Here is an 11,892-nt window from a genome sequence, read left to right as displayed (position 1 = left end):
CATGAATGGAGAACATAATCAAAACGAGCGATATGATCTACATACCCATACCCGGGCATCCGACGGGATGAACAGCCCTGCCGAGAACGTTAGGCTCGCCAAGGAAAAGGGCTTGACCGGCCTTGCCATTACCGATCATGATACGGTGGCCGGGCTTCAGGAAGCTATGGAAGAGGGCGAGAAGCAAGGGGTTATCGTTGTACCCGGAGTTGAGATCAGTACCAGGGCGGGCGGTAAGGATATCCATGTGCTCGGGTACTTCCTGAATTTCAACAATTCGGTGCTGCTGGAGAGATTGGAGGGGCTCCGAGCGACGCGGGACGCAAGGAACGAATTGATTATCCGGAAGCTTCAAGATCTCGGGATTGAAATTACGCTGGACGAAGTCGTTGCCGGGCTCGACCGGACGCTACGGGAGGATGAAAGCCTTGGCCGACCGCATATTGCGGATGCGCTGGTACGCAAAGGGTATGCTGCCGATCTGCGGGATGCTTTTGACCGCTACTTGGGCGAAGGCAAGCCGGGATATGCCTCGCTCCCCCGGATTGCGCCCGAAGAAGCGATGGATTGGATCCGCGATGCGGGCGGAGTCCCTGTGCTCGCTCATCCGGGACTGTACGGGGATGATGATCTCGTGAGTGCGATCCTGGAGCGCGGACGGCCAGCGGGCGTGGAGGTGTATCATTCCGATCACGGACCGGAGGATGTGGAACGGTATTTGCTGCTCGCCGAGCGTTACGGATTGATTCCGACCGGAGGATCGGATTACCATGGTGTCCGACAGGGCGTCGTATTTCACGGCGATCTCGGCAGCCGCCATGTTTCGGATAAATGCGTCGGGCTTTTGAAAGAAGCCGCGGGAATAAAATAAGTGCTCCTGCCGGATAAACGAACAAAAGCGCCCTTATTGGGCGCTTTTTCGATATCTCAGCCGTTTTTCACGGTATGGGGCAGACTTTTGATCAGCTTCTCATCCGGCGTCACGAATAGAGTGCGCTGATGATCGTAAATAACGAAGCCGGGTTTGGCCCCGCTCGGTTTGCGGACATGGCGGATCAAAGTGCAGTCCACCGGTACGCTGCTGGACTCTTTGGCCTGGCTGAAATACGCGGCGAGCTGGGCTGCTTCGTTCAGGGTAGGATCGCCGAAGTCGGAGCTGCGGATCACTACATGGGATCCCGGAATATCCTTCGTATGCAGCCAAGTATCGTTAGGACCTGCCAACCGATTGGTCACATACTCGTTTTGAAGATTGTTTTTGCCGACACAGATTTCGATGCCTTCCGAAGACGTATAGACGTGCAGAGTAGGACGGTCGTTCTTTTTCTTCTTTTTGCCCTTCTTTGCTCTGTCCCGCAAATAGCCTTGCTGGATCAGTTCCTCCCGAATCTCATCGACATCGCTTAGCGTGGCATAGGCCAACTGCTGAAGCAATCCTTCCAAATAGGTGATTTCCTCGCGCGTTTTTCCCATTTGCTCGTCAATGACGGCTAAGCTGTTTTTAAACTTGTTGTATTTTTTAAAATAACGCTGAGCGTTCTCCGACGGGGTGAGCAGCGGATCGAGCGGGATCGTCTCCGTCTTCTGATCCTCGTCATAATAATTGACCAGATCGACGCTCCGGTCTCCCTTGGAGATGCTGTGCAAGGAGGGCAGCATGAGCTCGCCCCAAATCCGGTAGCGCTCCGCGTCTTCCGCTTCCGACAGGTCCTTCTCAAGATTGGACATCTTCTTGATGTTCTTATTCCGTTCATTTTGCAGGAAACGCAGCAGGTCGCTGGTCTTCTGTTTGACCGTATCCCGAAGGGCTTTCTCTCCGAAATAATCTTCCATACATTCGCTGATGGAGTCATAGGTCTGTACTTCTCCACGAATTAGCGTCAGCCGGACGGCGGAAAATACGCTCTTTCCTTTGGCATTCTCCCCGGTAACGGGGGAATACCGGTTCTCCCGGACATCCTTCATCAATGCCTCAAAAGCGGCCCAGAGCTGCTCCGGACTCTCATCCGGGCTTGGCTCTTCATTCTGATCCTGCTGCTGCCCGGCCAAATGGCCGTAAGCGCGGAAATGGACTTCTTCCGCAATCAGCGGACTGAGGCCGCTGAATGTGCCGACCAGCCAGCCCGGACCTTGATTTTCTTCCTTGGCTGTTTTCCAGGCGGAGAGAAAGTTCTCTTTGTTCGTGCTCAGCGGATCCAGCTTATGCTGCTGCGGCGGCTCCGTGTATGAGAAGCCCGGCATAACGACGCGATAGCCGCTGATGGCCGGTGTGACATGATGAATACCGTCGAGCTGCGTCCCGGTTGCGGGATCAAGCAGGATGATATTGCTGTGACGGCCCATCAATTCCACGACAAGCCGTTTCTGCGAAACGTCGCCCAGTTCATCGCGCTGGCGCACGTCGAAATGAATGATCCGCTCCATCCCGACCTGGGTAATCGCCTCGATGACCCCGCCTTCGCAATGCTTGCGAAGCAGCATACAGAACATGGGGGCTTCCATCGGATTCGGAAAAGATTGCTCCGTCAGCTGAACGCGCGGATACGTAGGATTCGCGGACAACAATAACCGCCGTGTTCCGCCTGCGGAACGCAGCTGGATGATGATGTCGTTAGGGGAAGGCTGATGTATTTTATTGATGCGGCCGCCAACGACCGCTTGCAGTTCATGAACTATCGAGCGTGTTACGATTCCATCAAGTGCCATAAAGTGATAATCTCCTGTCTATTCTCTTATAGTGCATGTTCAAAAAGTCAGGTTTTCAGGACCGAGAAGGTTGGATGAAGTTAGGGCATGAGTAGCGGAGCGTACATGGGGTACGTGAGCAACGGAAGGCCCGGCTGAATTCAAGATTCGACGTCGAATCCGCTTCATGATCTGCTTCGTCGTGGAAAGATGACTTTTTGAACAACCTCTTATAGAGGATTCATGCTCTCTCTTATGATACATAACTTCAGGCAAAAACTTAAGTGCCCCGCTGTGATAATTTGGGACTGGCCGGAATACATTTACCCTAGGTGGAAAAGCCTTCGCGCTGTATATCGCACAAAATACGGGAGGGGAATTGGGAGGATGGAACAAAAAAACTGGCACCAGTGGAGTGGGGAAGAGCTTCTGGAGCGGTTCGGCGTCAAGCGTGAACAGGGCCTGACCCAGGAAGAAGCGGCTCGAAGACATGAGGAGTACGGATGGAACGAGCTGTCGGAGGGGCAGCGGATTTCCCCGTGGCTGCTGTTTTTGAACCAGTTTAAAGATTTTATGATGCTCGTTTTGATGGGCGCCACATTAATCTCCGGCATTCTTGGCGAATACCTGGACGCCGTTACTATTATAGCCATCATCGTCTTGAACGGCGTACTCGGCTTCATTCAGGAATTCCGGGCCGAGCGCTCCCTTCGCGCTCTTAAGGAATTGTCCGCTCCGCATGCGAATGCGCTGCGGGACGGGACAGTTAGGCATATCCCGGCGAGGGATCTGGTACCGGGCGATATCGTGGCATTGGAGAGTGGAGATCGGATTCCGGCGGATATCCGCTGGCTGGTTACGCACAGTCTTGACGTGGAAGAGTCGGCGCTGACAGGGGAGTCGCACCCGGTTGGCAAGCACGCGGGAACGCTCAGTGAAGCTGAAGTTCCGCTGGGCGATCAGAAGAACATCGGGTTCATGGGCACGATGATTACGCGCGGCAGCGGACGGGGCATTGTTATCCGTACGGGCATGGACACCGAAATGGGCAAAATCGCCGATTTGATCCAAAGCACCGACAGCCAAGAGACTCCACTGCAAAGAAGGCTGGAGCAGCTCGGGAAAATTTTGATCTACCTGGCTCTCGGTCTGACGATTATGGTGGTGCTTGTCGGAATCATGCACGGCCAACCGGCCGGAGCGATGTTCCTTGCAGGTGTAAGCTTGGCCGTAGCGGCCATTCCGGAAGGGCTTCCCGCCATCGTCACGATCGCGCTGGCTTTGGGTGTACAGCGAATGATCAAACGCAAGGCGATCGTCCGCAAGCTGCCTTCCGTTGAAACGCTGGGCTGCGCCTCCGTCATTTGCTCGGATAAAACGGGTACGCTGACGCAGAACAAAATGACGGTCACTAGAGTTTGGGTAGAGGGCCGTTCCATGGAAGTCACCGGGGAAGGCTATGAACCCGTCGGACATATTATGGAAAATTCACATCCTGTCGACCTGAAGAAGGATCAAAGTCTCCGCCGTCTCCTGCAAGTCAGCGCTCTGTGCTCGAACGCGGTCATTTTCGAAGCGGATCCGGATGTACGCGGACGTAGGAAGGCGAAGGAAGAAGGTCCTGTAACCCAGTGGAAGCTCAAGGGGGATCCTACGGAAGGAGCACTAGTCGTTCTGTCTTCGAAAATGGGGCTTTCCCCGGAATCATTAAGCGCGTCATACCAGCGTCAGCAGGAGTTTCCGTTTGATTCCCAGCGGAAAATGATGTCGGTCGTCGTTGCTCACCAAGGCGGGAAAATGGCGCTTGTAAAGGGCGCTCCCGATATGCTGCTCGATAAATGTTCGTACATTTTATGGGAAGGCAAAGTCGTACCGTTTACGGGGACGCTGCGGGGCAGAGTGCAAGCGGAAAACGAAGAGATGGCGCGCGGTGCGCTGCGCGTTCTGGGGCTTGCCTATCGGGATGTAAAACCGCATGAGAACTTGGATAACGAGGAGTGCGTGGAATCGCAGCTCATCTTTGTCGGTCTGGCCGGGATGATCGATCCGCCTCGCCGCGAAGCGCGGGATGCGATTGCGGTTTGCCGCCGGGCGGGCATCAAGACAGTGATGATTACCGGCGACCACCGACTGACCGCAGAGGCGATTGCGAACGATCTCGGCATCCTGCCTCGCGGAGGAGCATCCATGTCGGGCAGGGAGCTGGCTTTACTCAGTGACGAGGAACTGGATCGCCAGGTGGATCAAACTTATGTTTATTCCAGGGTTTCCCCGGAGCATAAGCTCCGGATCGTCAAATCGCTTCAACGCAAAGGACATGTCGTGGCGATGACGGGCGATGGGGTTAATGACGCGCCGGCAATCAAGGCTGCGGACATCGGCATCGCTATGGGCATCACGGGAACGGACGTATCCAAGGAAGCTTCCTCGCTTATTCTCAGCGATGACAATTTCTCTTCGATTGTGGCGGCGATTGAAGAGGGCAGAAATATTTACGAGAACATACGAAAATTTATTCGTTATTTGCTGGCCTCCAATGTCGGTGAGATCTTAACGATGCTGTTCGCCATGCTGGCGGGCTTGCCTCTGCCTCTTCTCCCGATTCAAATATTATGGGTCAATCTCGTCACGGACGGATTGCCTGCGATGGCGCTCGGGGTGGATCAGCCCGAGAAGGATTTGATGGAGCACAAGCCTAGAGGGGCTAACGAGAATATATTTGCCAGACGGCTCGGCTGGAAAATTCTCAGCCGCGGGTTGTTGATCGGGCTGTGTACTCTGGGCGCGTTCTGGGTGACTTTAAGGATTGCTCCGGACGATCCGGCACAACTGGCATTGGCGCAATCGGTCGCCTTCGCCACGCTGGTCATGGCGCAATTGATCCATGTGTTCGACTGCCGGAGCTCCCGCTCGATTTTCCACCGTAATATTTTGCAAAATCGCTATCTCGTCGTGGCTGTGCTGTCATCCGTCCTGCTGCTCCTCGGAGTTATGTATATTGAGGCGTTGCAGCCGATCTTCAAGACCGTGCCGCTCGGCACCCGCGAATGGGCGATTTCCCTGGTAGCCGCCGGCATTCCGACCTTCCTGATGGGTGCGGGCAGCGTATGGTCCGGCAAACGCCGCCGCAAATACAACGGGCCGCGTCCGATGGTCACCGCGAAAAGTACAAATATTCGTGCATAGAATCAATACCATTCCGCCCCGCTGAAAGTTAGACTTACCCCAATAAGCAAGCTTTGCCTGTTGATCCGATAGGATATGAGGCGGGCAAAGCCTTTTAAGGGGTGGAAGGTATGATGGAATTTACGAAAATGCATGGCCTTGGAAATGATTTTCTCGTTTTTTACGGGCAGCAAGAACTGCCGGAGAATGTTTCTGAGCTGGCGATACAGTGGTGCAACCGGTATTTTGGAATCGGCGCGGACGGATTGGTGTTTATTCTGCCTTCGGACAAAGCTGATTTTAGGATGCGGATTATTAATTCGGACGGCACGGAAGCCGAGCAGTGCGGGAACGCGATCCGCTGCGTGTCCAAATACGTGTTTGACCAAGGGTATACGGATAAGGAACGGATCACGATCGAAACGCTCGGAGCCGGTGTACAGCAGGTAGTTCTTCAGGTAGAACAGGGAACGGTCCAGCAAGTACGGGTCGATATGGGTGAGCCCATTCTCGACGGCCTATCGGTTCCTACGGTGCTGGAGGGCAGCCCCGTGCTGGCGCAGCCGATTGAAACGGCCGGCCGGAAGTTCGACTTTACAGCAGTATCGATGGGAAATCCGCATTGTATCATTTATGTAGAGGACGCTCCTAATTTTGAGCTTGATACTTGGGGGCCGAAGCTGGAGGTGCATCCTTATTTTCCGCGGAAAATCAATGTAGAGTTCGCTACCGTCACCTCCAGGGACCGTGTGGAGATGCGCGTATGGGAACGGGGCGCGGGGCCGACGCTTGCCTGCGGTACCGGGGCGTGCGCGACCCTGGTCTCATCGGTGCTTAACGGGCTAACGGACCGGGCCGCCTGGATCGGATTAAAGGGCGGGGACCTCTTTATCGAATGGAACGCGCAGGACAATCACGTGTATATGACCGGGCCGGCGGAAGCGGTATTTGAAGGAAGTATTGATATTTAAGTAAGAACCGGGCAGCCGAGGGGTTGTCCGGTTTTGTTTTGATGGTGGCTGATGGATTGAGTGATGATGGTTGATGGATTATAGATGATGGCTGGTGACTGGCGGTTGCTGACTGGTGATGGCCAATGACTGATGAGTAGTGAGTAAAGATTGATGAGTAATGATTCGTGAGTCGTGATTGATGGTCGAGAGTTGAGAGTTGCTAAATGCTGACAGATGATTGCTGATTGATGATGACCAATGACTGGTAAGTGATGAGTAATGATCGATGATCGATAATCGATGATCGATGAGCGATAGTTGATAGCTGCTGGATCCTGACTACAGATTTATGATGACCAATGACTGACGAATGAACTCTAACGGACATAGGAGCCTTTAAACTGACCTTACACGCTGTTTTTCAAATCTAACGGACATGAGAGCCGTTAATCGGGGCTAAATCCTCAAATTACAGCCTGTTCACTAGATTTAAGGTCCGCTGTGTCCGTTAGATCGGGAAAATGCGCAAACTGGGGGATTTAAGGTCCTCTATGTCCGTTAGCACTGAAAAGTGGAGAAATTGGTGGATCTGGCGACTTCTTGTCAGCTGGAGAACGTTTGAATTGGTAAGTTTGGCGACCTCATGTCAGCTGAAAAGTGTTCGAATTGGTGGCTTTGGCGTCCTCATGTCAGTTAGAAAGTGTACGAATTGGAGGGATTAACATCTCCCATGTCCATTAGCTCGGGAGAGCGTGCAAATTCGGGGGATTAACGTCCTCCATGTCCGTTAGTACCTATAGAAAGTAAAATCGAGGGATTATGCGGGCTATGAGAAAACAACCGAATCAAAAATTAACCAACAGCAGCCCCGCCACACGCCGAACGTGAAGTAAGCCGAATTTGTGATCAATTCTTATCATTCAGGTTGATTTATGATACATTAGAATGAAATTATGAACAGAATGGGCTTACATGGCTCTTTTAAATATTATTATAAGCCTCTGGAGGTACGGACAATGAGACTTGATTTGCGAAAGAGATGGGAAGACGGGGTGCTGGTTGGAGACGGAGCGATGGGCACATATATGTACAAATTCGGTTTTCCTGTAGGGATCGCTTACGAAGAACTGAATTTGCTGCAACCTGAGGTGATTGGCGACGTACATCGGCAATATATAGATGCCGGGGCAGAATTGATAGAAACGAACAGTTTTTCCGCCAATTATTATAAGTTGTCCAAATTCGGATTGGAAGCACAAGTGGAAGAGATCAATCGAGCCGCTGTCCGCATCGCCAGACAAGCTGCGGGTGAGGACGCTTACGTGGCTGGTGCGGTCGGTTCGATCCGCGGCGGAAGACGCGTAAGTGTGACCGATCAGGAATTGAACCAGTATTACGAGCAACAGATTGCAGCCTTATTGGCTGAGGGTGTGGATGCGCTCCTGTTTGAAACGTTCTATGATTTGAGCGAAATGCGGCTGGCGCTGGGACGGGCCCGGCAACTGTCCGATATTCCGACCATCTGCCAATTCGCCGTCGATCAGGTCGGACGTACGCTGGACGGTTATGAGATCTCCGACGCGTTCGCTATTTTGCAAAATGAAGGCGCCGATGTGCTTGGTTTCAATTGCCATTCCGGCCCGAAGGGCATTATGAGCGTAATGTCCGGACTGGACGGTCCGCTGAATGTTCCGCTCTCCGTCTTCCCTAATGCGGGTTTGGCGGATTATGTGGATGGAGAATATATATATGGAGCTACTCCTGAATATTTCGGGGAAAGCGCACGCTCTTTCGCTGATCTGGGCGCCCGACTGATCGGGGGCTGCTGCGGAACGACGCCGGAGCATATTGCGGCTACGGCGCAAGCATTGCAAGGCTACCGGGCGAAGCCGCTCCAGGAAGGCAAGCCTTTGCCGAAACCAAGGGAATCGGTTGTTCTATCTGGCTCCAATTCCGGTTCAAGTTCCGCCTCCGGCAACGCAGCAGATACGACTTTCCATCAGGGGCTAAATTCCAATCCCCCTATTACGGAGCTCGTCAAAGAGCGTCATACGGTAATCGTGGAGCTGGATCCTCCGCGGGACCTGGATATCGGCAAATTCATGGAAGGGGCCGCCGCGCTTAAAGAAGCCGGCGTGGACGCGCTGACGCTGGCGGACAATTCGCTTGCCGTTACACGGATGAGCAATATGGCGCTCGGCCATTTGGTTCAGCTCCAGCTGGGTCTGCGTCCGCTCATTCATATCGCCTGCCGCGACCGCAACCTCATCGGGACCCAATCGCATATGATGGGGTTTGATGCACTTGGCATCGATCATGTTCTTGCGGTAACGGGGGATCCGGCACGGTTCGGAGATTTGCCGGGCGCTAGCTCGGTGTATGACACGACATCCTTTGAGATCATCCGTATGATCAAACAGTTGAACGAGGGCGTGGCCTTCTCGGGCAAGCCGCTCAAGCAAAAGGCGAAGTTCGTCGTGGGCGCGGCGTTCAATCCGAACGTGAAGCATCTGCATAAAGCGGTGGAACGACTGGAGAAGAAAATCGCCTCCGGCGCCGACTATATTATGACTCAGCCTGTGTATGATCCCGAGCTTATCGTGGCGATCAAACAAGCGACGGCTCATTTGGATATTCCGATTTTTATCGGCATCATGCCTCTGGCGAGCGGCAAAAATGCGGAATATCTTCATAATGAGGTGCCCGGCATTCAGCTTTCCGACGAGGTACGCAAGCGGATGGAAGGATTACAGGGTCCGGAAGGGCGAGCTATGGGCGTGGAGATTGCCAAGGAATTGCTCGATACCGCGATGGAGCATTTTAACGGGATTTATTTGATGACACCATTTATGTTCTATGAAATGAATGTCGCTTTAACGAATTATGTTTACGAGAAATCGAAACAGATGTCGGGCCACTTGTCTCGTTCATAATTATCAATTACAATAGGGTAACGGATGTGATGCCTTTGTCTCACAGTATGACAGGATACGGTAGTTCCGCCAGAATCTTCGGCGGATATATCATTCAATTTGAAATAAAATCCGTCAATCACCGCTATTCCGAAGTCGTCCTGCGCATGCCGCGGGAATGGACATGTTATGAAGACGGATTACGGCGATTGGTTCAGCGTGACTTAAAACGGGGACGGGTTGATGTATATATCAGCAAAGAGCAGGATGACGACAGTTCCCTGCCTTTTGTTCTGAATTCCGGCGTGGTGGAGTCTTATTTACGGGCAGCTGAAGATCTGAAGGTGAAATACGGATTGGAAAGTTCGCTGAATGCCAAGGATCTGCTGTCTCTTCCCGATGTTTTGGTATCGCCGGATCATGCACTTGATGGGGATACCGCGGGCGAGGCCTGGGAGAGCGTACTCGTCGACGGACTGGAAGAAGCCTTGGCCGGACTGCTGGAGATGCGCAGAAAGGAAGGCCTTCATTTGGCCGCCGATCTGGAGCAGCGCTTAGTCAGGCTGGAGCAGATTCATGTGGAGCTTATCGCTATGGCTCCTCAGGTGGTAAGCGACTATCGGAGCCGCCTTAAGTCACGTCTATCCGAACTGCTCGAGGGAGCTTTTGACGAACACCGATTCGCTATGGAGGTTGCGGTGTTTGCAGATCGTTCGAATATCGACGAAGAGCTGACCCGGCTGGGAAGCCACTTCGTACAATGCCGGACGCTGCTGCAAGCTTCCGAGCCGGTGGGACGCAAGCTTGATTTTTTGATACAGGAAATGAACCGGGAAACGAATACGATTGGATCGAAAGCCAATCATTTGGCTCTGGTCAACCGTGTCGTGGAAATGAAAGCGGAGCTGGAGAAAATTCGCGAGCAGGCGGCGAATCTCGAATAGCGTCACATTTGACACTGGTGAGTCAAGTAAAATAGGGGGAACTACCTTAACATGGCTATTAAACTTATTAACATCGGCTTTGGTAATATCGTATCGGCCAATCGGATCATTTCTATCGTGAGCCCGGAATCCGCTCCCATCAAACGGATTATTCAGGAGGCAAGGGACCGGCATATGCTGATCGACGCTACATACGGCCGCCGCACCCGTGCGGTGATCATTACGGACAGCGATCATGTCATCCTGTCGGCGGTACAGCCGGAAACGGTCGCCCATCGCCTTTCCACTAAAGATGACGACAACGACGAATAAAATGGAGAGAAATATGGCTAAAGGGTTACTCATTGTATTATCAGGACCTTCGGGTGTAGGAAAAGGTACGGTATGTAACGAGTTGCGGCGTCGTTTGCCCGGACTCGTCTATTCCGTTTCGGCGACTACACGGGGTCCTAGGCTCGGTGAAGAGCATGGAGTGAATTATTTTTTTAAATCCCGCGAACAGTTCTTGGAAATGATCGAAAAGGATCAATTGCTGGAACATGCGGAGTATGTTGGAAACTATTACGGGACACCAAGGGATTTCGTAGAACAGACGATCGAGAGCGGTAAGGACATCATTCTGGAGATCGAGGTTCAAGGGGCGCTTAAGGTAAAAGAAAAATTTCCCGAAGGCGTTTTTGTTTTTCTGTTGCCGCCGTCGCTGGATGAACTGAAAGGCCGGATTCAAGGCCGGGGAACCGAAAATCAGGCAACGATCGATCACCGGATGTCTGTGGCAGCCCATGAGATCGGTCTGCTTGAGAATTACGATTACGCGGTCGTGAATGACGAAATCGAACTGGCATGCCAAAGAATAGAATCGATTATCGTGGCCGAACATTGTAAGGTCAAGAACAAGGCTAAAGAATTACAGATTGGCAAATGAGTCTAATAGAAGAGGTGTTTCTTAATGCTGTATCCATCGATTGATAAAATGCTGGGCAAGGTCGGCAGTAAATACTCCCTGGTTGTAGCGGCTTCCCGCAGAGCAAGACAACTGAGAGAAGGCGAGAAGAGCGAATTAAAACAGCCTAGATCCCATAAGCAGGTCGGCGTGGCTTTAGAAGAAATTTATGGTGACTACGTGCAGCTTAGACAAGGCAGCCAGGTTGAGCCTGACGAAAACAAATAGTTTCATATGACCTCGTGGGTCGAGGAATTAGAATAACAACCTCTTTAGGACAACCGCGAGGT

Annotated in this window: 9 protein-coding genes; 8 read left to right on the top strand and 1 reads right to left on the bottom strand. The window is 52.6% G+C overall.

Annotated features, from left to right (window positions below; genetic code table 11):
• Position 1 precedes the first annotated feature (1 nt).
• Positions 2 to 871 carry a PHP domain-containing protein gene (locus NYE70_RS08150; RefSeq protein WP_213653941.1) on the top strand — a complete coding sequence of 290 codons (870 nt, stop codon included), beginning with the start codon at positions 2 to 4 and terminating at the stop codon, positions 869 to 871.
• A 56-nt stretch (positions 872 to 927) separates the two neighbouring features.
• On the opposite strand, the gene NYE70_RS08145 is transcribed toward NYE70_RS08150, so the two are convergent.
• On the bottom strand, positions 928 to 2,706 hold the full coding sequence (locus NYE70_RS08145; RefSeq protein ID WP_341045622.1) for an Rqc2 family fibronectin-binding protein: 1,779 nt from the start codon (positions 2,704 to 2,706) through the stop codon (positions 928 to 930).
• A gap of 366 nt (positions 2,707 to 3,072) precedes the next feature.
• Between NYE70_RS08145 and NYE70_RS08140 the strand changes: the two genes are divergently transcribed.
• From NYE70_RS08140 to rpoZ, 7 genes are all read left to right on the top strand, one after another.
• The gene (locus tag NYE70_RS08140) at positions 3,073 to 5,871 is read left to right on the top strand and encodes a calcium-translocating P-type ATPase, SERCA-type (protein WP_341045621.1); all 2,799 of its coding nucleotides are present in this window, start codon (positions 3,073 to 3,075) and stop codon (positions 5,869 to 5,871) included.
• Between the two features lie 113 nt (positions 5,872 to 5,984).
• Positions 5,985 to 6,821, top strand: a complete 837-nt coding sequence (dapF, locus tag NYE70_RS08135; protein WP_341047548.1) for a diaminopimelate epimerase — start codon at positions 5,985 to 5,987, stop codon at positions 6,819 to 6,821.
• A 998-nt stretch (positions 6,822 to 7,819) separates the two neighbouring features.
• Positions 7,820 to 9,736, top strand: a complete 1,917-nt coding sequence (locus tag NYE70_RS08130) for a bifunctional homocysteine S-methyltransferase/methylenetetrahydrofolate reductase (RefSeq protein WP_341045620.1) — start codon at positions 7,820 to 7,822, stop codon at positions 9,734 to 9,736.
• Positions 9,737 to 9,771: 35 nt separating this feature from the next.
• On the top strand, positions 9,772 to 10,659 hold the full coding sequence (locus tag NYE70_RS08125; protein WP_341045619.1) for a YicC/YloC family endoribonuclease: 888 nt from the start codon (positions 9,772 to 9,774) through the stop codon (positions 10,657 to 10,659).
• Between the two features lie 51 nt (positions 10,660 to 10,710).
• Entirely contained in the window at positions 10,711 to 10,971 is a 261-nt protein-coding gene (gene remA, locus NYE70_RS08120; protein ID WP_005548256.1) for an extracellular matrix/biofilm regulator RemA, read from the top strand.
• Positions 10,972 to 10,984: 13 nt separating this feature from the next.
• Positions 10,985 to 11,584, top strand: coding sequence for a guanylate kinase (gene gmk, locus NYE70_RS08115; RefSeq protein WP_341047546.1), 600 nt, complete (start codon positions 10,985 to 10,987; stop codon positions 11,582 to 11,584).
• 24 nt (positions 11,585 to 11,608) lie between these two features.
• Positions 11,609 to 11,830, top strand: a complete 222-nt coding sequence (rpoZ, locus tag NYE70_RS08110; RefSeq protein WP_211019678.1) for a DNA-directed RNA polymerase subunit omega — start codon at positions 11,609 to 11,611, stop codon at positions 11,828 to 11,830.
• The last annotated feature ends 62 nt before the right edge of the window (positions 11,831 to 11,892 follow it).

It is taken from the genome of Paenibacillus sp. FSL R5-0407, assembly GCF_038009185.1.
GTDB classification, from domain to species: Bacteria; Bacillota; Bacilli; order Paenibacillales; family Paenibacillaceae; genus Fontibacillus; species Fontibacillus vini.
The sequence above is the reverse complement of the archived record's forward strand: the minus strand, read 5'-3'. Positions and strand labels throughout refer to the sequence as shown.

Bases quoted from the DNA above. Each gene is read 5' to 3' on its own strand.
- NYE70_RS08150 (WP_213653941.1), top strand. From the start codon at position 2: ATGAATGGAGAACATAATCAAAACGAGCGATATGATCTACATACCCAT.
- NYE70_RS08145 (WP_341045622.1), bottom strand. From the start codon at position 2,706: ATGGCACTTGATGGAATCGTAACACGCTCGATAGTTCATGAACTGCAA.
- NYE70_RS08140 (WP_341045621.1), top strand. From the start codon at position 3,073: ATGGAACAAAAAAACTGGCACCAGTGGAGTGGGGAAGAGCTTCTGGAG.
- dapF (WP_341047548.1), top strand. From the start codon at position 5,985: ATGGAATTTACGAAAATGCATGGCCTTGGAAATGATTTTCTCGTTTTT.
- NYE70_RS08130 (WP_341045620.1), top strand. From the start codon at position 7,820: ATGAGACTTGATTTGCGAAAGAGATGGGAAGACGGGGTGCTGGTTGGA.
- remA (WP_005548256.1), top strand. From the start codon at position 10,711: ATGGCTATTAAACTTATTAACATCGGCTTTGGTAATATCGTATCGGCC.
- gmk (WP_341047546.1), top strand. From the start codon at position 10,985: ATGGCTAAAGGGTTACTCATTGTATTATCAGGACCTTCGGGTGTAGGA.
- rpoZ (WP_211019678.1), top strand. From the start codon at position 11,609: ATGCTGTATCCATCGATTGATAAAATGCTGGGCAAGGTCGGCAGTAAA.